Annotated in this window: 16 protein-coding genes and 2 pseudogenes; 9 read left to right on the top strand and 9 right to left on the bottom strand. The window is 59.1% G+C overall.

Annotation, left to right across the window (positions count from 1 at the left end; all coding sequences use genetic code 11):
• Window positions 1–140: 140 nt before the first annotated feature.
• The 4 genes from PSH65_RS30015 to glnA form a co-directional block, all read right to left on the bottom strand.
• A complete protein-coding gene (locus PSH65_RS30015) occupies window positions 141–704 on the bottom strand; it encodes a DUF4124 domain-containing protein (protein WP_370694727.1) in 564 nt (187 codons plus the stop codon).
• Window positions 705–745: 41 nt separating this feature from the next.
• The gene (locus tag PSH65_RS30010; protein ID WP_305424113.1) at window positions 746–1,261 is read right to left on the bottom strand and encodes a DUF4124 domain-containing protein; all 516 of its coding nucleotides are present in this window, start codon (window positions 1,259–1,261) and stop codon (window positions 746–748) included.
• 101 nt (window positions 1,262–1,362) lie between these two features.
• Window positions 1,363–1,911: a chorismate mutase gene (locus tag PSH65_RS30005; protein WP_305424112.1), complete on the bottom strand. Its 549-nt coding sequence runs from the start codon at window positions 1,909–1,911 to the stop codon at window positions 1,363–1,365.
• A gap of 134 nt (window positions 1,912–2,045) precedes the next feature.
• A complete protein-coding gene (gene glnA, locus PSH65_RS30000; RefSeq protein WP_007907861.1) occupies window positions 2,046–3,452 on the bottom strand; it encodes a glutamate--ammonia ligase in 1,407 nt (468 codons plus the stop codon).
• Window positions 3,453–3,782: 330 nt separating this feature from the next.
• On the opposite strand from glnA, the gene thiI reads away from it, so the two are divergent.
• Both thiI and typA read left to right on the top strand, forming a co-directional pair.
• Window positions 3,783–5,237: a tRNA uracil 4-sulfurtransferase ThiI gene (thiI, locus tag PSH65_RS29995; protein WP_008005335.1), complete on the top strand. Its 1,455-nt coding sequence runs from the start codon at window positions 3,783–3,785 to the stop codon at window positions 5,235–5,237.
• Window positions 5,238–5,376: 139 nt separating this feature from the next.
• On the top strand, window positions 5,377–7,197 hold the full coding sequence (gene typA / locus PSH65_RS29990; RefSeq protein ID WP_007907857.1) for a translational GTPase TypA: 1,821 nt from the start codon (window positions 5,377–5,379) through the stop codon (window positions 7,195–7,197).
• 216 nt (window positions 7,198–7,413) lie between these two features.
• On the opposite strand, the gene PSH65_RS29985 is transcribed toward typA, so the two are convergent.
• Window positions 7,414–7,851 (bottom strand): YkgJ family cysteine cluster protein, encoded by a 438-nt coding sequence (locus PSH65_RS29985; RefSeq protein WP_030129267.1) that lies wholly within the window; start codon window positions 7,849–7,851, stop codon window positions 7,414–7,416.
• A gap of 257 nt (window positions 7,852–8,108) precedes the next feature.
• Here PSH65_RS29985 and PSH65_RS29980 point away from each other — a divergent pair, with 257 nt between their 5' ends.
• The 5 genes and pseudogenes from PSH65_RS29980 to PSH65_RS29960 all read left to right on the top strand — a co-directional run bounded on the left by PSH65_RS29980 (window position 8,109) and on the right by PSH65_RS29960 (window position 17,623).
• Window positions 8,109–10,559 carry a glycogen/starch/alpha-glucan phosphorylase gene (locus tag PSH65_RS29980; RefSeq protein ID WP_305424110.1) on the top strand — a complete coding sequence of 817 codons (2,451 nt, stop codon included), beginning with the start codon at window positions 8,109–8,111 and terminating at the stop codon, window positions 10,557–10,559.
• A 234-nt stretch (window positions 10,560–10,793) separates the two neighbouring features.
• Window positions 10,794–14,382: pseudogene (locus PSH65_RS29975) on the top strand (DUF2339 domain-containing protein).
• Window positions 14,379–15,746 carry a DUF3999 domain-containing protein gene (locus PSH65_RS29970; protein WP_305424109.1) on the top strand — a complete coding sequence of 456 codons (1,368 nt, stop codon included), beginning with the start codon at window positions 14,379–14,381 and terminating at the stop codon, window positions 15,744–15,746. The pseudogene PSH65_RS29975 and the gene PSH65_RS29970 overlap by 4 nt, the downstream one beginning before the upstream one ends.
• A gap of 261 nt (window positions 15,747–16,007) precedes the next feature.
• Window positions 16,008–17,018, top strand: coding sequence for a class 1 fructose-bisphosphatase (locus PSH65_RS29965; RefSeq protein ID WP_007933966.1), 1,011 nt, complete (start codon window positions 16,008–16,010; stop codon window positions 17,016–17,018).
• Between the two features lie 2 nt (window positions 17,019–17,020).
• The gene (locus tag PSH65_RS29960) at window positions 17,021–17,623 is read left to right on the top strand and encodes a DUF924 family protein (RefSeq protein WP_305424108.1); all 603 of its coding nucleotides are present in this window, start codon (window positions 17,021–17,023) and stop codon (window positions 17,621–17,623) included.
• A gap of 12 nt (window positions 17,624–17,635) precedes the next feature.
• On the opposite strand, the gene PSH65_RS29955 is transcribed toward PSH65_RS29960, so the two are convergent.
• From PSH65_RS29955 to PSH65_RS32020, 4 genes and pseudogenes are all read right to left on the bottom strand, one after another.
• A complete protein-coding gene (locus PSH65_RS29955) occupies window positions 17,636–17,968 on the bottom strand; it encodes a type II toxin-antitoxin system RelE/ParE family toxin (protein WP_305424107.1) in 333 nt (110 codons plus the stop codon).
• A complete protein-coding gene (locus PSH65_RS29950) occupies window positions 17,965–18,237 on the bottom strand; it encodes a type II toxin-antitoxin system Phd/YefM family antitoxin (protein ID WP_305424106.1) in 273 nt (90 codons plus the stop codon). Before PSH65_RS29950 ends, PSH65_RS29955 begins: the two co-directional genes overlap by 4 nt.
• 199 nt (window positions 18,238–18,436) lie before the next feature.
• Window positions 18,437–19,201: a methyl-accepting chemotaxis protein gene (locus tag PSH65_RS32025; protein ID WP_370694726.1), complete on the bottom strand. Its 765-nt coding sequence runs from the start codon at window positions 19,199–19,201 to the stop codon at window positions 18,437–18,439.
• Window positions 19,202–19,294: 93 nt separating this feature from the next.
• Window positions 19,295–20,317 (bottom strand): annotated as a pseudogene (locus PSH65_RS32020) (cache and HAMP domain-containing protein); the annotation flags it as partial.
• Between the two features lie 294 nt (window positions 20,318–20,611).
• Here PSH65_RS32020 and PSH65_RS29940 point away from each other — a divergent pair.
• Window positions 20,612–20,866 carry a hypothetical protein gene (locus tag PSH65_RS29940; protein ID WP_007907841.1) on the top strand — a complete coding sequence of 85 codons (255 nt, stop codon included), beginning with the start codon at window positions 20,612–20,614 and terminating at the stop codon, window positions 20,864–20,866.
• 33 nt (window positions 20,867–20,899) lie between these two features.
• Complete coding sequence (locus PSH65_RS29935) at window positions 20,900–21,469, top strand: lipocalin family protein (protein WP_305424101.1); 570 nt, start codon at window positions 20,900–20,902, stop codon at window positions 21,467–21,469.
• Window positions 21,470–21,570 lie beyond the last annotated feature (101 nt).

Raw genomic sequence — 21,570 nt, 5'->3', positions numbered from 1 at the left:
GAAGACATTTGAGCGACGAGAATCCTGTGGGAGCGTGGCTTGCCCGCGAAGAATGCACCGCGGTTTTTCAGGTATTACGCGTCATCGTTCTTCGCGGGCAAGCCACGCTCCCACAGGTTCTGCGCCTTAACTGACTGGTATTAGCGCCAGAAGGAGCTTTCTTCTTCAGGTTTGTCTTTGAGGGGGCATTCCGGCCGTTGGCCGTAGTCGCTGAGGACGCAGGGTTTGACCTGACGTTTCTGCGCGAGGGAAATGCGCTGCATATGGAAGGGTTGGTTGGCCGTGCGTTCGACGGTACGGCCCTGTTCGTCGAGGATCTCCACCGACAGATGGTGGCTGCCGCGGTCGATGTCGCTCAGGGCGAACACCGGGCTCGGGCCCGGCTCGGCGGTGGGTTGGCCATCCAGCAGCAGACGATAGCGATGGCCCTGTTGCAGGCCGGGTTCGCTGGTAACGCTGACGATCAATTCACCGGCAGTGCTACGGATCGTGGCATCCGGCTCCGGCACCAGCACACGAAGCATGTCGTAATGAAACAGGGGTTTGGCCTGGTTTTTCGCGGCCGTCATTGGCGCGGCGCCGCTCGGGTTGGCCGACATTCGATTGCTGGTCGCCAGTGGCACACGCTTGGCATTACGGGTGCCCGGTTGATCAGTGAAAACCCGGTTGCCTTGGGCGTCGATGTAAGTGAAGACCTCGGCCATTGCCGGGAGACTGATCAGGCAAGCGACCAACAGCCAGACCCTCAAGGCTTATGCACCCGTTGCACGGTGAAGGTCACAGTGGGGCTCTGTTGCACGACGTCTTGCCCATTGATCACCTGAACCGCGAGGCGGTGTTCGCCACGGTCGATGTTCACCAGTTGCAGAATCGGTACGTTGCTCGGTTGGCCGTAGGGTTGATCGTCCAGTAACAGCCTCAATCGATGAGAGCCTTGCAGGCGCGGCTGGATCAATACGCTGACCGTGAACGTGCCATTGTTGGCGCGCAAGGCTTCTTCGGTGGGCAGCCCCGTCAATTCCAGCACCTGATAGGCGCTGCCGGGTTGTTCACGGCTACTGGCTTGCGCAGGCGCTACAGGCTCGCTCGGCGGTTGAAGCTCGACGCTGTTGAGCGGTGGCAACTCCACGGGCTGAGCCTTTACGCCATCGGGCGGTTGATTGCTGTACGCGGTGTTGCCGTTGGCGTCGGTGTACTTGTAGATCTGCGCGGCGGCGGGCAGGGCGATCAGAACAAGCAGGCATAACAACAATGAGCGCATTGCAGGCTTCCATTGGCCGTTGGGCAAGTGTCCGGCCCTGTTCCGTTCATGGCGACTAAGCGCTGAGCATAGAGCACTTCAGCGCACGTCGGCAGGTCGGCTCAGCGGCTGGCGCTGCACAACTCAGCGGTGGCGCGTACCTGGGCAAGCCCGCGCAATGGCGCTTGGGCGCCGGTTTTATTGGCCTTGGCCAGCCACGACGGGCACTGCGGGTCGTTGCGATAAGGACTGAAATCGGCCAGTTGTTGCAGCAGGCGTTTTTGTAACTGATCAAGTTGTGGGCGGATCTGCCCGACGAGATCGGGGCGAGGGTCGTTGGGCGCCTTGCCTTGCGCATGCCAGTCAGACAGATGCGCGTATTGCACCAGCTTGTTGGCCTCGATCTGCGCCGAGAAGAACTGTTCGACGGCTTCGTTGCTCAATTTATAGGCAGGTGCCAGGGCGACGGCGGCGGCAATGACTTCGCGCTCGCGCTGCCGGTCTTCGACCGGTTTACCGCTGTCCCATTTGCTCAGCGCGACCTGATCGGCAATCGCCAGACGTTCTTCGATGGTGCCAAGCAACAGAGCGAGGGCGGCAGGTGCCGGGCTGGCAAAAGCGCTGTTGGCCAGCAGGGCGGTGAGCAGGGCAAGGCATGGGTGTAGGCGCATGGGGCATCTCGGCTTTATCGGATGAAGGCCATGATGCACGCAACCGGGTATCCGATGACAGACGGTCGCCCATAAAAAAGGCCTCCCGAAGGAGGCCTCTCTTTTGTCACGCCGCGTAGCGCGGCGTTACCGGATCAGCAGCTGTAGTACAGCTCATATTCCAGTGGGTGTACGAAGGTACGAACCTTGATTTCTTCTTCGCTTTTCAGAGCGATGTAAGCGTCGATGAAGTCATCGGAGAACACGCCGCCTTTGGTCAGGAACGCACGACCTTTGTCCAGCTCTTCCAAGGCTTCTTTCAGGCTGCCGCAAACTTGTGGGATCTCTTTCGCCTCTTCAGGCGGCAGGTCGTACAGGTTTTTGTCAGCTGCGTCGCCAGGGTGGATCTTGTTCTGGATGCCGTCCAGGCCAGCCATCAACAGTGCAGCGAAGCCCAGGTACGGGTTGGCTGCTGGATCCGGGAAGCGAGCTTCGATACGGCGAGCGCGAGGGCTGGACACGTAAGGAATACGGATCGAAGCCGAACGGTTGCGAGCCGAGTAAGCCAGCATCACTGGAGCTTCGAAACCTGGGACCAGACGCTTGTAGGAGTTGGTCGACGGGTTGGTGAAGCCGTTCAGAGCCTTACCGTGCTTGATGATGCCGCCAATGAAGTACAGAGCGGTATCGGACAGGCCGGCATAGCCTTCGCCAGCGAAGGTGTTCTTGCCATCTTTGGCGATGGACAGGTGAACGTGCATACCCGAACCGTTATCGCCGTACAGAGGCTTAGGCATGAAGGTCGCGGTGCGGCCGTATGCGTCAGCAACGTTGTGTACGCAGTATTTCAGGGTCTGAACTTCGTCAGCCTTGGCCACCAGGGTGTTGAACTTCACGCCGATTTCGTTCTGACCGGCAGTCGCCACTTCGTGGTGGTGAACTTCGATGACCAGGCCCATTTCTTCCATGGCGTTGCACATGGAGGTACGGATTTCGTGGTCGTGGTCGAACGGCGGAACAGGGAAGTAGCCGCCTTTGACGCCTGGACGGTGGCCTTTGTTGCCGCCTTCCACGTCCTGGTCGGACATCCACGAACCTTGTTCGGAGAAGATTTTGAACATCGAACCGGAGATGTCGGACTTGAACTTCACTTCGTCGAAGATGAAGAACTCTGGCTCTGGGCCCACGAATACGGTGTCGCCGATACCGGTCGATTTCAGGTATTCCTCGGCACGCTTGGCGATCGCACGTGGATCACGGTCGTAGCCTTGCATGGTCGAAGGCTCGATCACGTCGCAAACCAGGATCAGGGTCGGCTCTTCGGTGAACGGGTCGAGAACGGCAGTGCTGTCGTCCGGCATCAGGATCATGTCGGAAGCTTCGATGCCTTTCCAGCCAGCGATGGAGGAACCGTCGAACATTTTGCCTTCTTCGAAGAAAGCTTCATCCAGCCCATCGCGAGCCGGCATGGTCACGTGGTGCTGAGTGCCTTTGGTGTCCGTGAAGCGCAGATCAATCCACTTGACGTCATGATCTTTGATGAGTTGAACCGACTTCGACATAGTGTCCTCCGGGTGGCTTCGGGCTTAGTAGTGGATGCCCTTAGAATGTGGGTGATGCCGGCGCGAATACTCTGCCAAGGCAACCTGCCTCACAAGGGAGCAAATTGCATGCCAGTGCCCCACCATGGGTTTTTTGCCCCAATATCACGCTTATAAAGGTGCAAAGCCTCGAAAAGCGCCAAACCTCGCCCTGTAATGTAGCGTTGAAATCCATAAATGACCTGTTTTGGTGCGCGCAAAACCTTCTGCACATTAACTGGTTAAACCTTGAGCAATTTCCGCTATAATCCGCGCCCCCCTTTTTCGGCTGGCCCAGCGCGCGCTGTTTTCATGAAACTAATCGTAAAAGTCTTCCCCGAGATCACCATCAAGAGCCGCCCGGTACGGATGCGTTTCATCCGCCAGTTGGCCAAAAACATCCGTACCGTGCTCCGCGATCTGGACCCGGCCGTGGTGGTGAACGGTGTGTGGGACAATCTCGAGCTGGAAACCCGCGTCAGCGAGCCGAAAGCCCTGAAGGAGATGACCGAGCGCCTGAGCTGCATGCCGGGCATCGCGCATTTCCTGCAGGTCGATGAATACCCGTTGGGCGACTTCGACGACATCGTCGCCAAGTGCAAGCAGCATTTCGGTGACGCCCTGGCCGGGAAGATCTTTTCGGTGCGCTGCAAGCGTGCCGGCAAGCACGAGTTCAGCTCCATGGACGTCGAGAAATACGTCGGCAGCCAACTGCGTCGTCAGTGTGGCGCCGCCGGAATCTCGCTCAAAGAGCCGGAAATTGAAGTTCGCATCGAAATTCGCGACAAACGGTTGTTCGTGATCCACAGCCAGCACAACAGCATCGGCGGTTATCCGCTGGGTGCCCTGGAACAGACGCTTGTACTGATGTCCGGCGGCTTCGATTCCACCGTCGCCGCCTACCAGATCATGCGCCGCGGGCTGATGAGCCATTTCTGCTTCTTCAATCTGGGCGGACGTGCCCATGAACTGGGCGTCATGGAAGTCGCGCACTTCATCTGGAAGAAGTACGGCAGCTCCCAACGCGTGTTATTTGTCAGTGTGCCGTTCGAGGAAGTACTGGGAGAAATTCTCGGGAAAGTCGATAACAGTCATATGGGTGTAGTTTTGAAGCGTATGATGTTGCGCGCTGCTTCCCGTATTGCTGATCGGCTGGAGATCGAAGCGCTGGTCACCGGCGAAGCGATTTCCCAGGTGTCGAGCCAGACGTTGCCGAACCTGTCCGTGATCGACTGCGTGACCGACAAGCTGGTCTTGCGTCCGCTGATCGCCAGTCACAAGCAGGACATCATCGACCTGGCCAACGAAATCGGTACTGCCGATTTCGCCAAGCACATGCCGGAATACTGCGGGGTCATCTCGGTGAACCCAAAGACCCACGCCAAGCGTCCGCGTGTGGAGCATGAAGAGAAAGAATTCGACATGGCGGTGCTTGAGCGTGCGCTCGAGAACGCCAAACTGGTGCCGATCGATCGCGTGATCGACGAATTGGGCCAGGATTTGCAGATCGAAGAAGTCAGCGAAGCACTGGCGGGCCAGATCATCATCGACATCCGTCACCCGGATGCCGCTGAAGACGAGCCGCTGGAACTTGCTGGCATTGAGGTGCAGACGATGCCGTTTTATGCATTGAACGCTCGTTTCAAGGAACTGGACCCTACTCGCCAGTACCTGTTGTATTGCGACAAAGGCGTGATGAGTCGCCTGCATGCCCACCATTTGCTCAGTGAGGGGCATGCCAATGTGCGCGTTTATCGACCGAGCTAAGTGCCCGGGGCTGTTTGCCTGTGGCCTGCGTCACCGGCCCCCCGACGCCGCCGTCAAGCTGTAACGGCTTTGCCGGACTCTACTGTAAATCGCTGCCAAGACTTGTCAGCACACCGAATCCTCTGATCGAGATACACAAGTGATCGAAAATCTACGCAACATCGCCATCATTGCTCACGTTGACCATGGTAAAACCACCCTGGTAGACAAACTCTTGCGTCAATCCGGCACCCTGGAGCGCAACGAGCTCAACGACGAGCGCGTGATGGACTCCAACGACCAGGAGAAAGAGCGCGGTATTACCATTCTGGCGAAAAACACCGCCATCAACTGGAACGGCTACCACATCAACATCGTGGACACCCCGGGCCACGCCGACTTCGGCGGCGAAGTTGAACGCGTAATGTCGATGGTTGACTCCGTTCTGCTGCTGGTTGACGCTCAAGACGGCCCTATGCCGCAAACCCGTTTCGTGACCAAGAAGGCTTTCGAAGCCGGCCTGCGTCCAATCGTGGTGATCAACAAGGTTGACCGTCCAGGCGCGCGTCCGGACTGGGTTCTGGACCAGATCTTCGACCTGTTCGACAACCTCGGTGCCACCGAAGAACAGCTGGACTTCAAAGTCGTCTACGCCTCGGCCCTGAACGGCATTGCCGGTCTGGAACACACCGACATGGCTGAAGACATGACCCCGCTGTACCAGTCGATCGTCGACAACGTACCTGCGCCGAAAGTCGACCGTGACGGTCCGTTCCAGATGCAAATCTCCGCTCTGGACTACAACAGCTTCCTGGGTGTTATCGGCGTTGGCCGTATCGCTCGTGGTCGCATCAAGCCGAACACTCCGGTTGTCGCTATCGACGCCGACGGCAAGAAGCGTAACGGTCGTATCCTGAAGCTGATGGGTCACCACGGCCTGCACCGCATCGACGTTGAAGAAGCAGCTGCCGGCGACATCGTCTGCATCAGCGGCTTCGACCAGCTGTTCATCTCCGACACTCTGTGCGACCCACTGAACGTCGAAGCGATGAAGCCGCTGACCGTTGACGAGCCAACCGTTTCCATGACCTTCCAGGTAAACGACTCGCCTTTCTGCGGTAAAGAAGGCAAGTTCGTCACCAGCCGTAACATCAAGGAACGTCTGGACAAAGAACTGCTCTACAACGTTGCTCTGCGCGTTGAAGAAGGCGACACCGCCGACAAGTTCAAAGTCTCCGGCCGTGGTGAGCTGCACCTCTCGGTACTGATCGAAACCATGCGTCGCGAAGGCTTCGAAATGGGTGTTGGTCGTCCGGAAGTGATCATCCGCATGGTTGACGGCGTCAAGCACGAACCGTACGAAAACGTGACCATCGACCTGCCAGAAGAATCGCAAGGTTCGATCATGGAGCAGATCGGTATCCGTAAAGGCGACCTGACCAACATGGTTCCGGATGGCAAGGGCCGTGTGCGCCTTGAGTACAACATCCCGGCTCGTGGCCTGATCGGTTTCCGTAACGAGTTCCTGACCCTGACCTCCGGTGCAGGTATCCTGACCTCGATCTTCGACCGTTACGACGTGATGAAGTCCGGCGACATGTCCGGCCGTCAGAACGGCGTGCTGGTTTCGGTTGCTACCGGTAAGGCGCTGACTTACTCGCTGGAAACCCTGCAAGCTCGCGGCAAACTGTTCCTGGGTCACGGTGAAGACGTGTACGAAGGTCAAATCGTCGGCATCAACAGCCGCGACAACGACCTGGGCGTCAACCCAACCAAAGGCAAGAAGCTCGACAACATGCGTGCTTCGGGTAAAGACGAAACCATCGCTCTGGTTCCGCCTATCCGCTTCACTCTGGAGCAGGCTCTGGAATTCGTTCAAGAAGACGAATTGTGCGAAGTCACTCCTAAGTCCATCCGTCTTCGCAAGAAGATCCTGGGCGAAAGCGAGCGTACCCGCGCTGCCAAGAAAGCCGGTAACTGAGTTTCGACTTAGTTAGCGCTTAAAAAAACGCCCCCGACCGCAAGGTCGGGGGCGTTTTTTTGTGTCTGGGGTTTGTGTGGTGTCAGTTCGGGCCCCATCGCGGGCAAGCCCGCTCCCACAGTGATTTGTGGTGTTTACATAATCTGTGTTCAGTGCTGAACCCTGTGGGAGCGGGCTTGCACGCGATGGGGCCCCGTCAGGCAGCGGGATTCTGGATCAGAACTTGTCCAGCGTCCGCGGATTGCTCTCGCGCACCACTTCTTTGGGCTTGTACGCGCAATACCCCGGTCGCGGTCCGATCTTCGGGTGGTTGCGGCAGGTGTCCGGGCGCTTATCATAAATAGTGCACAGACGGCTCTTGCGATCCAGGTACAGGCAATCGTTGTTGCTCATGCGCTGAAGGGTGAAGATCTCGGACTTCTGGTTATAGCGCTCGACGATCCCTTCCTTCTGCAAACGCTTGGCGATGTTCTTCGGCGGATCGCCACGCTCGAACTCATCGACGATGCCGATACGGATCAGATCCTTGATCTTGACCTCGACTGGCAAGGTACAGCAGCTGGACACGCAGGAACCGCACATCGGGGCAGAGTACTTGGCCCAGGTATCGAGGCGATCGATCTCCGCGGCGGCGATCAGGTTGGGCTTCATCATCGGTTGTTACCAGCGTGTGCATCAGGGCGCGCGATCATACCGGGACTGGTGGATTTTTGAACAACCTTTCGCCAGATTTTTTTCTCTTGGCGCAAAATAATCCCTGTGTCCGGCACGGCCCCTGCATTGTTTCTGGCACGCGACAACGTAATGTCGATCTATCTCGCACTAACAGGGAAAACTGCCGAACCAGAGTCTCAATGGTCTGTCAGACCGACTAGGCTCAGACAACTTCACGCTCGCTCGAGGTCCTATCGATGACTCAAGAACCACTTGTTCGCGAAGCAGAGGTGGCCGCATTCCGCGACGCCGTCTTGACCAAGCTCACTTACGCGGTGGGTAAAGACCCGGATCACGCCTTCGACCACGACTGGTTCGAAGCCATTGCCCTGGCGGCACGTGATCACATGGTCGAGCACTGGATGGACCACACCCGGCAGATCTACCGCAAAGGCCAGAAACGGGTTTATTACCTCTCCCTTGAATTCCTTATCGGCCGCTTGCTCTACGACAGCTTGAGCAACCTTGGTCTGCTCGATGTGGCCCGCGAGGCCATGACTGAACTCGGCGTCGACATGGAACGCATCCGTCTGCTGGAGCCCGATGCGGCACTGGGCAACGGAGGTCTCGGGCGTCTGGCGGCGTGCTTCATGGAAAGCATGTCGACCCTGGGCATCGCCGGCCATGGTTACGGCATTCGTTACGAACACGGTTTGTTCCGCCAGGCCATCGTCGATGGCTGGCAGCAGGAGCAGACCGAACACTGGCTGGATTTCGGTAACCCATGGGAGTTTGAACGGCCGGAGGTTGCTTACCCGATCGGCTTCGGCGGCAGTGTCGAAACCGTGACCGATGAGAACGGCAAATCCAGGCAAGTCTGGTCCCCGGCGGAAACCGTGCGGGCCATTGCCTATGACACCCCGGTGGTCGGTTGGCGCGGCGCGAGTGTCAACACGCTGCGACTGTGGCGTGCCCGGGCCATGGAAGAGTTGCACCTGGAGCGCTTCAACGCTGGCGACCATTTGGGCGCGGTAGCCGAAGTGGCCCGGGCCGAAAGTATCTCCCGCGTGCTCTACCCGGCGGACAGCACCGATGCCGGCCAGGAACTGCGCCTGCGTCAGGAATACTTCTTTGTTGCCGCGTCCCTGCAGGATTTGCTGCGCCGCCATCGCAACATGCACACTTCGGTGCTGACCTTGGGCGATCACGCGGCCATTCAACTCAACGACACTCACCCCTCGATCGCCGTGGCCGAGTTGATGCGTCAGTTGGTCGACGTCTATGACGTGGCGTGGGATGCGGCATGGCAAGTTACGGTCGACACGCTGTCGTACACCAACCACACGCTGTTGCCGGAAGCGCTGGAAACCTGGCCGGTCGGTTTGATGGAGCGGATGCTGCCACGGCACATGCAGATCATTTATTTGATCAACGCCCAGCACATCGACTCATTGCGGGCCAAGGGCGTTCACGATTTCGACGTGTTGCGTGCAGTGTCGCTGATCGAGGAAGACAACGGTCGTCGCGTGCGCATGGGCAACCTGGCATTCCTTGGTTCTCACAGCGTTAATGGCGTGTCCGGCCTGCACACGCAGCTGATGCGCAGCACGGTGTTTTCCGAGTTGCATAAACTCTATCCGGAGCGGATCAACAACAAGACCAACGGCATTACCTTCCGCCGCTGGCTCTATCAGGCCAACCCCGAGCTGACCTCGATGATGGTCGACGCCCTTGGCCCGGATCTGCTGGATAACCCTGAAGAGCGCTTGATAGGGCTGGAGCCGTTCGCCGAGAAACCTGCGTTCCGTAAACAGTTCGCCGAACAGCGGCTGCACAGCAAGAAAGCCCTGGCGTACCTGATTCATGAACGGCTGGGGGTCGCGATCAATCCGGCGGCGATGTTCGACGTGCAGGTTAAACGGATCCACGAATACAAACGTCAGTTGCTCAACCTGCTGCACACTGTCGCGCTGTATCAGGCGATTCGTGCCGAACCGGAAATCGACTGGGTGCCGCGGGTGAAAATCTTCGCTGGCAAAGCGGCGGCCAGTTATCACCAGGCCAAGTTGATCATCAAACTGACCAACGACATCGCCCGGGTGGTCAACAACGACCCGACCGTACGTGGTTTGCTCAAAGTGGTGTTCTTGCCCAACTACAACGTCAGCCTGGCCGAAAGCATCATTCCGGCGGCGGACTTGTCGGAACAGATCTCCACCGCCGGCTTCGAAGCCTCAGGCACCAGCAACATGAAATTCGGCCTCAACGGCGCGCTGACCATCGGTACCCTGGACGGGGCCAACGTGGAGATGAGCGAGCGCATTGGTGTCGAACACATGTTCATCTTTGGCCTTAGCGCCGAGCAAGTGGAGGCGCGCAAGTTCAACCATGAGTTCAACGCGGCACCGGACATTGCCGCCTCCCATCGACTCAACGATGTGCTGCAAGCGATTCGCGGTGGGGTGTTCTCACCGGACGATCCGTCCCGTTACACCACGCTGATTGATTCGCTGGTGGACTACGACCGCTTCCTGGTCTGCGCCGATTTCGACTCTTACTGGAACGCTCAGATGCGGGTCGAGGCTCACTGGCACGACTCCAAAGAGTGGTGGCGCTCGGCGGTATTGAGCAGCGCGCGGATGGGCTGGTTCTCGTCCGACCGGACCATTCGCGAGTACGCCACGGATATTTGGAAAGCATTGGAGTAACTTTTAGCAATAATTGCGAGTCAGGCCCGACGGTTGTTGGGCCGGACCGATATACTAAGCGCCAGGTTCTCCGGATGTTTCGGTGACCGCTGCGCGGTCAATCGCGGGCAAGCCTCGCTCCTACAGGTCATATATCGTTCTTGCGATCTGTGCAAAACCTGTGGGAGCGAGGCTTGCCCGCGATGACGTCAGTGCAAACGCCACAAGGCAATGGGCCGCTTAGGGATATCGACCATGCAATGGATGTTCATGCTGATTGGGTTGCTGTTGGGCTGGCTACTCGACGAGTCATTCAGCGGCGCGCTGTTAGGCGCTTTGCTCGGGCTGGGTATTGGCCAGGCCCTGCGCATCAGCCGCTTGAATACTCAAACCGCCGAGCAGCAGCGCTTGCTCGATCAGGCGCAGGTTGCGCTGAATGCGGTCGAGCAACGACTGGCGTTGCTGGAAGTCTCGGGCGTCAAAACACCTGAAGCCAGTGAACCTGCGGCCAGCGAACCGGTTCCATCCCCTGAAATCATTCTTGAGCAAGCCCCTGTCGCAGCCCCGGAGCTGATCTGGGAGCTACCGCCCGAACTCGAACCCATCACGGCGGCCGCGGCCGAAGCCAGTCGTCCGCCGCCCGCTGATGCCTGGAAACCCGAGCCAGTCGCCCGCGAACCACAGCAACCGGCGGCGCCGCGCGGCCCGAACTTCATCGAACGCGCCATCAGCGGCGCACGCAACTGGCTCTTTGGCGGCAATACCGTGCTGCGGGTCGGCGTGGTGCTGTTGTTCCTCGGTTTGGCCTTCCTGTTGCGCTACGCCACTGAAGGCATGGTGGTGCCGGTCGAATTGCGTTACGCCGGTGTCGCGGCGGCCGCCTTGGGCTTGCTCGCGCTGGGCTGGTGGTTGCGCCTGCGCAACAGCAATTACGCACTGATGCTGCAAGGCACCGGGATTGCGGTGTTGTACCTGACAGTGTTTGCCGCGATGCGTTTGCACCCGTTGCTCGACCCGACGGCGGCACTGGGGCTGCTGGTGGTGGTGACGGTGTTCTCGGCGATTCTCGCCATTACCCAGAACGCCTTGGGCCTGGCCGCCGCTGCCGCCCTGGGCGGTTTCGCCGCGCCGATCCTGACCTCCACCGGCGCCGGCAACCATGTCGCGCTGTTCAGCTACTTTGCTCTGCTCAACGCCGGCATCCTTGCCATCGCGTGGTTCAAGGCCTGGCGGTTGCTCAACCTGATCGGTTTTGTCGGCACCTTTGGCATCGGGTTGGCCTGGGGTCTGCGTTCCTATACGCCGGAATTGTTGTGGAGTACCGAGCCGTTCCTGATTCTGTTTTTCCTGATGTACCTGGCCATCGGCCTGTTGTTCGCCCGGCGCAAACTGCTGGAAATGAGCGACGCCCCCGAGGACGACAGCCGCGAGGCACTGTTGCACTGGTCGGCGCGCAAGGGCGATTACGTCGACGGCACCCTATTGTTCGCGCCACCGCTGGTGGGTTTCGGTTTGCAGTTCGCGCTGGTGGAGCATCTGGAATTTGCCGCCGCTTTCAGCGCCTTGGCGCTGGGCATGATTTACATGGGGCTGGCCCGGTTGCTGATGGGCGGTCGAGCATTGTTGTTGGCGGAAACTTGTCTGGCACTGGGGGTGATCTTCGCCAGCCTGGCGATCCCCTTGGGGCTCGACGCGCGTTGGACCGCGGCCGCCTGGGCCGTGGAAGGCGCGGGGATTTTCTGGCTCGGCCTGCGTCAACAACGACCGCTGGCGCGAGCCTTTGCCTTGCTGCTGCAACTGGGCTCGGCACTGGCCTTTCTCAGCGAGCTGCGCAGCGGCGAGAGCAGCCTGCTTGATGGCGCCCCGCTGGGGGCATTGATGCTCGGCGTGGCGTTGCTGTTCAGCTTTTACCAATTGCGCAAAGCGTTGCCCGAACAGGCCTCAAAGTGGGAGCGCCAAGGGCTGCCGGTGCTGGCCTGTCTGGGGCTGACGTTCCTTTATCTGCTGGCGCCGCTGTTTTTCTTCACTCATGGCACGGCGATCAGTTGGGCGCTGGCCGGGTTGGCGACGCTGTTTGTCGGCCTGCGCCTGCAATCGCGAACGTTCCTGTTCACCGCGTTCGCCGTGCAACTGCTCGGCGGTGCATTGTTCCTGTTGCGGCTGCAAGGGGCGGGTGGTGAGTCGACTGCGGTGTTCAGCGCCGGTTGGAGCGGTTTGCTCAGCGCGTCCCTGATCGGGCTGGCGTTGATTGCCGGGATGTTGCTGGCGGCCCGCGACGAAATGGTGCGCAGCGATGTGCGTTTGCTGCGCAGCTTGTCAGTGGTGTTGCTGGCCGGTCTGGTGCTGATCAACCTCGCCGTATTGTTCGTGTTGCCGTGGCAAACCGCGAGCGCGGTGTGGGCCGCCAGTGGTTTGTTCATCATCTGGCTGAGCCTGTACCTGAAGCAGCGTGTGAGTTTTGTCTTTGGTCTGCTGTTGCAGGTGATCGGTGGCGCTGCGTTCCTGTTCGCCGGGCCCGGACCTGCTCGGCCCGCTGCTCAGCGAAGGGTTGCGACCGTTGGCACATAGCGGTTTCTGGACGCCGCTAGTGCTGGGGCTGGCCGCATTCGTCGGGGCCTGGCGTTTGCAGCTCGGCAACCATGCTTCGGCCTTCGATGGGTTGAGCCTGCAGCGCTTGTCCGAAGTGTTGCTGGTGTGGGGCGCGGGTTGGTGGGCGCTGGCGTGGGTCAGCGAAGTGCTGCGCTTTGCACCTTTAAATCTGCAAGCCACTTTGTTGCTGGCCGTCGCCGCCGTGAGTGTCGCGCTGTGGACGGTATTGGCGCTGCGCCTGAAGTGGTCGTCGCTGGGCTTGCTCTGCACCTTGCTGATTCCGGCCGCCGGTCTGGTGTTGCTCGCGGCCTGGCATTCGCGTTATCACCCGGCCGCCAACTTCGGCTGGCTGGTTTGGGCTGCAGTGTTCGTCGTGCATTTCATCTCCCTGCGGCGTCTGGCGCCGACGCTGCCCGCAAGAGCCCTGAGCACCGCCCATGTGCTCGGTTGCTGGCTGTTGATCGGCGTGCTGGCCCTGGAGTTGCGTTACGGCTTGCTGCTGTTGTCGGAGCAGTACAACGCCTGGCGCTGGCTGGGCTGGGCGATTCTGCCGAGCCTGTATCTGGTGCTGATGGCAGCACCGCGTGCGTGGCCATGGCCGGTGTCGGAGTATTCCCGCGAGTACCGGCTCTATGCCGCTGCGCCGTTGGCGTTTTTGATGCTCGGCTGGTTCTGGTTGGCGAACATCGCCAGCGACGGCACCGCCGAGCCGTTGCCGTATGTGCCGCTGATTAACCCGTTGGAGTTGGGCCTGTTGTTTGCGTTGTTCGGCGTTTACGTCTGGTCTCGCAGCGCCGTGACGCAACTGGCGATTCGCAAGGATTACGCCGATAACGCCACGCAAGTGATTGCCGGTGTTTCGTTGTTCGTCTTCTTCACCGCGCTGGTGATGCGCGCGGCCCATCACTGGGGCGGCGTGCCGTTCGCGCTGGATCTGCTGCTCGAATCGATGCTGGTGCAGGCCGGGCTGTCCATCGTCTGGACCTTGATGGCCCTGAGTCTGATGATCGGTGGGCATCTGCGTCATCGCCGCGAAGTCTGGCTGATCGGCGCGGCGCTGATCGCGTTGGTGGTCGCCAAGCTGTTCTTCGTTGAATTGAGTAACCGCGGCGGGCTGGCGCGGATCGTGTCGTTTATCGGCGTTGGCGTGTTGCTGTTGGTGGTGGGCTATTTCGCTCCGCTGCCGCCCAAGCGTGCCGAAGCTGTGCCGGATGTTGAAAAACCGGCCCCTGAAACCGAAGGAGTGTCGTCTTGAGTCAGAAGCTGAACCTGGGCTGGTGGGGGGCTGTGGTGTTGGGTGTGACACTGTCGGCCGGCGCGCAGGAAAAACCGGCGGACTTTGCCGCGCAGGTGCCGTTATCGGTGAGTGGCGAGGGGCCGTGGTATCGCCTGGAATTACCCTTGGGCGTGCAACTGAAAGCGCGGCAAACCGATCTCAGCGATCTACGCGTGTTCAACGCCGCCGGTGAGCCTCAGGCGTATGCCCTGGCCCGGGAACCCGCGCAGACCCGCGAAAACCGCACGCTGAACGACGTAAAGTGGTTCCCGTTGTACAACTCGGCGGATGCCACCGAACGCGCGCCGAGTGTGCGCGTGCAATCGAACACCAACGGCACGTTGATCGAAGTGCAGCCGTCCAGCCAGTTGGAGGCAGGTGAAGAAGAGCTGCGCGGCTGGTTGCTCGATGCCAGTCGAATCAAGGCGCCGTTACAGCAATTGATCCTTGATTGGACCAGTGATCGCGATGGTTTCCAGCGTTTCAGCATTGAAGCCAGCGACGATTTGCAGCATTGGCAGTCGTGGGGTGAAGGGCAGGTGGCGCGTCTGACGTTTGCCGACGAACGGGTCGAGCAACATGAAGTCGGCTTGCCGGGGCAATCGGCGCGCTACTTGCGCTTGCTGTGGAGTTCACCGCAGTCGGCACCCGTGCTGACTTCGGCGCAACTGGAAAGCACCAATCCTCGCACCTTGCCGCTGCCGTTGGTCTGGTCGCAACCGTTGGCTGGCACCAGCGTGAAGGCCGGTGAGTACACCTGGCAATTGCCGATGGGGTTGAACGTCCAGCGCTTGCAGATCGAGCTGAATCAACCCAACAGCCTGGCACCGGTGACATTGTCGGGTCGCCGGGAAACCAGCCTGCCGTGGCAAACGCTGACCAGCGGTTTGCTCTATCGATTGACCCAGAATGGCCAGGACGTGGTGCAGAACGAATTGCAGCTGCCAGGCCAGACCGTGCAGCAATTGAAGCTGACGGTGGATGAGCGCGGCGGTGGCCTGGGCGCCGAAGCACCGACCATCCGATTTGCCGTGCGCTCCACGCAACTGGTGTTCCTGGCGCGCGGGGCCGGGCCTTTTACGCTGGCGCTGGGGAGTGCGACGGTGAAGGCGGCGAGCTTGCCGTTGTCGACGCTGATACCGGATTACAGCGCTGCGAAGCTGGCGGCGTTGGGCAAGGCGACGGTGGAGGGTGGGGTCGTGGTGACTCCGGCGGCGACCGTGCCAACGGGGGCGGACACGAACTGGAAGAAATTCGGGTTGTGGGCGGTGCTGTTGCTCAGTGTGCTGTTTTTGGGCGCCATGGCGTTCAGCTTGCTGCGCAAACCACCCGTCAAATCCTAGGCTGGCGCTTCGCGCCAGATCGCGGGCAAGCCTCGCTCCCACAGGATTGGTGGATTACCTGAAGGAGCGAGGCTTGCCCGCGAAGGTGTCCTTCCGGCTACCAAAAATATTCAAACTGCCGCCAATCACGGCATCATTTCGAACTACGCTCAACCCCGCACATGAACTCTATTGGGTGTATCACGTCTGATAGGAGGAAATGCGCCCCGACTCGCGTTAAACTGCGCGGGTTTTTAGCCCCCCATTCCACCGGAGCCTTCCATGTCCCGCGTTACCTTGAGTCGCTATTTGATTGAGCAGACCCGCAGCAACAACACTCCTGCCGATCTGCGTTTCCTGATCGAAGTGGTGGCGCGTGCTTGCAAGGAAATCAGCCACGCCGTCTCCAAAGGCGCCCTGGGTGGCGTTCTGGGCAGCATGGGCACTGAAAACGTCCAGGGTGAAGTGCAGAAGAAGCTTGATGTGATGTCCAACGACATCCTGCTCGAAGCCAACGAATGGGGCGGTCACCTGGCCGGCATGGCATCCGAAGAAATGGACAATGCCTATCAGATCCCGGGCAAATACCCGAAAGGCGCGTACCTGCTGGTATTCGACCCACTGGACGGTTCGTCGAACATCGACATCAACGCGCCGGTCGGTACGATCTTCTCCGTACTGCGTTGCCCGAACGAATACCTGACCCAGAACGAGCCTTTGAACGAAAAGGCCTTCCTGCAGCCAGGCACTCAGCAGGTTGCCGCCGGTTATGCGATTTACGGCCCACAGACCATGCTGGTGCTGACCTTGGGCAATGGCGTCAAAGGCTTCACCCTCGACCGTGAAATGGGCAGCTTTGTGCTGACCCATGAAGACATCACGATCCCTGAATCCACGCAGGAATTCGCGATCAACGCGTCCAACAAGCGTCACTGGGAAGCGCCGGTACAACGTTACGTCGACGAATTGCTGGCTGGCGATGAAGGCCCGCTGAAGAAGAACTACAACATGCGCTGGGTCGCCGCGATGGTCGCCGACGTGCACCGTATCCTGACCCGTGGCGGTCTGTTCATGTACCCACGCGACAGCCGCGAGCCGTCGAAGCCGGGCAAGCTGCGCCTGATGTACGAAGCCAACCCGATGTCGTTCCTGGTGGAACAAGCGGGTGGCGCATCCACTGACGGCCACCAGCGCATCCTCGACATCCAGCCGGAAGGCCTGCACCAGCGTGTTGCGGTGTTCCTCGGCTCTAAAGAAGAAGTCGCCCGCGTCACGGCTTACCACAAGGAATAAACATGACCGCGCCCTGGCAGCCGTTGCTCGAATGGTGGTTCGGAACCCTCGAATCCCCCCACGATATAGCGGCTGACAAGGGCAAGTTATGGTTTGGCAAACGCGACAGCCAGGACCTCGAAGCGCAGACGCGTTTCGGGGGCTGGGTCGAGCAGGCACTGGCCGGCGGATTGACTGACTGGGCGCAACGCCCCGAAGGTTGGCTGGCCCTGGTGCTGTTGCTCGATCAACTCCCGCGAATGATCTTTCGCGACACTCCCAAATCCTTTTCCGGCGATCTCAGGGCTCAGGCACTGGTAGCGCAAGGCATTGCTGCGGATTTCGATCGGCAACTGCGGCCGATCCAGCGGGTGTTTATCTACCTGGTGTTCGAGCACTGCGAAAATCTGGCCGTGCAGAACGAAGCGGTTTCGCGGTTTCTTGATCTGGTTGAACAGCAACCGGTGGCGGATCGGGCGGTGTTTGCCGACAACCTGGATTATGCCGAGCGGCATCAGAAGATCATTGCGCGATTTGGACGGTTTCCCCATCGCAATGCGGTGTTGGGGCGCGAATCTACGGCTGAGGAGCTGGAGTTTTTGAATGGGCCGGGATCGCGGTTCTGATGGGCTGTGAACTCACGGATTCCCTTGTAACAGTCGCTTCATGAGCAATGTCGGCAGGTTTTTCCGTGTATCGGCAATGATGTGGACGTAGACCGTTTGCTCCCGCACTTCATAAATGATCCGGTTCATTCCTAAGACAATTTGTCGATATTGGCTGAGATTGAGCTTCTCGATCTCTTCCGGGACTGACCCGGCATAGGGCTGGCTTCCCAAATGACGGATGGCTGCCTTCAGATTGGCGTAAGTGTTTTGCCATGTCTGTGTAGAAAATTGTTTGGTGAGATAGGTACGAATTTCTTTGAGGTCTGTTTCGGCGGACTGAAGAATGACGACCTTTAAACTCATTGATGGTCGGCCTTGTCCAATTCTGCGAAGACGTCTTCGGCATCCCGAAATTTGCCCTCTTCAATCTCCCGATTGCCCATTGCCAAGAGCTTCAAAAGAGCCATTGTGTCTTCTTGCTCTTCAAAGCTTTTCACATCCATGACCACAAGCTTCGCTTCACCATTTTGGGTGATCACCAAGGGTTCACGGCTCTCGGTGATCGTTTTAACGATTTCCGCAGTGTGGCTTTTCAGGTAACTGATCGGCTTGATTTGAGATGAAAGCTTCATGGAATGAGCCTCGTCAGATTGAATAGGACTGAGTTTAGTCTTAATTCAGTCCTGCGTCAGGCTGCACCGACCAACGTTTCCAGTAGAGTCGGGTCTCGGTTTTAGATTTACGTTGCAGTAATGCCGTCTTCGCGGGCAAGCCTCGCTCCATGCGCCAATGCAGGAGCGAGGCTTGCCTGCGAAGGGGCCCTTGAAAACACTAGATCCGGAAACTACCCACCAACTGCTTCAACCGCGCCGCCTGCTGCTCAAGATCAGCACACGCACGCAAGGTCGACTGCAAGTTCTCCACACCTTCCTGGTTCAGCGTGTTGATCTCGGTGATGTCGACGTTGATCGACTCCACCACCGCGGTTTGCTCCTCGGTCGCGGTCGCCACGGACTGGTTCATCCCGTCGATCTCACCGATACGCTGCGTCACGCTGCCCAGGCGTTCGCCGGCCTGGTTGGCGATGCCCACGCTGCTTTCGCTCTGGCGCTGGCTGTCGGTCATGGTGCTGACCGCTTCCCGAGCGCCGACTTGCAGTTCTTCGATCATCTTCTGCACTTGCTGCGCCGAATCCTGAGTGCGGTGGGCGAGGTTGCGCACCTCATCCGCGACCACGGCAAAACCACGGCCGGCTTCACCGGCACGGGCCGCTTCGATGGCTGCGTTGAGCGCCAGCAGGTTGGTTTGCTGCGAGATGCTGGTGATCACTTCCAGAATCTGACCGATGTTTACCGTGTTGCTGTTCAGGGTTTCGATGTTGCCGCAGGAGTCGCTGATCTTCGCCGACAGCTGCTGCATGGCTGCGATGGTTTTATCCACCACTTGCTGACCGTCTTCGGCCAAGGCACGGGCGTCGCTCGAATGTTGCGAGGCGAGGGCGGCGTTCTGGGCGATTTCCTGGGCGGCGGCGCCCAATTCGTTGATTGCTGCAGCCACGCTGCTGGTGCGAGAGGCCTGTTGATCGGAGTTGAACATCGATGAGTTCGATGCAGCTACTACGCGCAAGGCGACTTCGTTGACCTGGCCGGTAGCCGAAGACACTTCACGGATCGAGGTATGAATACGTTCCACGAAACGGTTGAACGAGGTGCCCAATGCACCGAATTCGTCCTGGCCATGAATGGTCAGACGCTTGGTCAGGTCACCTTCACCCTCGGCGATGTCATGCATGGCGCGGCCCATGGTCAGCAGCGGTTGCATCAGCACGCGGATCAACATGCTCAGCAGCGCGATGATGATCACCACGGCAATGATCATGGCGATGATCGCCGAGGTGCGAAATTCGCTGAGCATCGAGAACGCGGTGTCTTTATCCAGCACCAGCGCCACGTACCAGTCTGCGGACGGCACACCGTTAACGTGAGTGAAGGAGATGAACTGTGTTTTGCCGTCCAGTTCGACTTCTTTCAGGCCCGGGCTGATTTTCGGCGCGCCGTTGGGATAGGCGTCGGCCAGGTTCTTGAGCACCAGTTTGCTGTCCGGGTGGATCAGGATCTTGCCGTCGGCGCTGACGATAAATGCATGGCCATGACCGCCGAAATTCAGCAAGTTGATGATTGCGCTGACGCTGGACAGATCAATGTCTGCACCGGCAACGCCAATCATTTGATTCTGGTGCTTCACTGGCGTGGCAACGGTGATCACCAGTTTGCCCGACGATGCCGCAATGTAGGGTTCGGTGACGATGGTCTGTTGCGCGTTGTTGGCCGCCTTGTACCAGCCACGGGCGCGCGGGTCGTAGTCTGCCGCGCGATTGCCGGCCGGGACCGAGAACATCACGCCATCGATGCCGCCGAAGTAGCTCAGCTGGAAGTTGCTGGTGTAGGCCGGCAGGTCGATGGCGCGTTTGAGGTTAGCCTGGGCGCTGCCGTCCACGGCGATCTGCTGGGACAGTGATTGCAGCAATTGAATGCGGCTTTCCAGCCAGGTCTGGATGTTGCTGGTGGTCAGGCTGCCGAGTTCCTGCATTGAGGACTCGGTACTGCTGCGCAGGGTCTGCCGCTGGCGGTAGTCGTTGAACAGGATGAAACAGGCGAATGCAACGGCCACCACGAGAGCGGCTGCCAACAGGATTTTGTGGCTGAATTTCATGTTTCTGGTCATTAAATGAGCTACCGCGAAGGGGCTGGTCAACAAGGGGTGTCAATTTGCCACAGTGGAAGGCTTTGCGCTGCTTCTATGTCGACTGGCCAGCGCCAAAGATTAGGCGGCTGCTGCGAAAACCGACGAAATACTCAGCGGCGCGAAAAAGTCGCTGATTTATCGTCAAAAGGCTGACGGACGGGCGAATAAATAGCCGAATGCTCAGGGAACCAGACAGGGGTTTTCTCTTCTAAGCTTCAGCTTGGCAGCCATGCCATTCCCTTCGCCCCCAGGAGTTACACCATGTCGCTGCGATCTATCGCCTTGCTCTCGTTCTGCGTGTTGTTGGCAGCGTGCGGCAAGATCAATCAGGAAAATTACTCGAAGCTGTCGACCGGCATGCCCAAGGCCGAGGTTGAAACCTTGCTGGGCAAACCGACCGATTGCTCGGGCGCGCTCGGCATGTCCAGTTGCACTTGGGGTGACAAAAACAGCTTTATCAGCGTGCAGTACGCCGGTGACAAAGTGCTGATGTTTTCTGGCCAAGGCCTGAAGTAAACCGGGGCTATTCGCCCGCGGGAGAAAAAAATAATGAAGCGGTTACTGATCGTTCTTTTTGCCGGCCTGGTATTGGCCGGCTGCGCCACTTCTGGCGTAGATCCGTTGGCACCCAAGACCGTCAACTCGGTCAACCTCAAGCGCTACCAGGGAACCTGGTACGAACTGGCGCGTCTGCCGGTGTATTTCCAGCGCAACTGCGCGCAATCCGAAGCCCATTACAGCCTCAAGCCTGAAGGTGACATGGCGGTGCTGAACCGCTGCCTGACGTCGGACTGGCAATGGGAAGAGGCCAAAGGCACGGCTTATCCACAGGTACCTGGCAAGGCCGACAAGCTGTGGGTCGAGTTCGATACCTGGTTCTCGCGACTGATACCCGGTTTGGCGAAGGGAGAGTACTGGGTGTTGTACGTCAGCGATGATTACAAGACCGCGATTGTCGGCGACCCGAGCCGCCGTCACCTCTGGCTGCTGTCACGCACCCCGACGGTCAATGGTGTCGTGCGCGAAGAACTGCTGAGCAAGGCGCGTCAGCAGGGCTATGACACGACGCGGCTGATCTGGCGCGCATCGGATAGCAAGATGGCCAAGACTTCGAACTAGCGGTCGCCGAAGATCAAAAAAGGTGGGAGCGAGCCTGCTCGCGATAGCGGAATGTCAGTCAACACTTCTGTTGAATTGGACGGCCCTATCGCGAGCAGGCT

The organism is Pseudomonas sp. FP603 (assembly GCF_030687415.1).
Lineage (GTDB): Bacteria > Pseudomonadota > Gammaproteobacteria > Pseudomonadales > Pseudomonadaceae > Aquipseudomonas > Aquipseudomonas wuhanensis.
The sequence above is the reverse complement of the archived record's forward strand: the minus strand, read 5'-3'. Positions and strand labels throughout refer to the sequence as shown.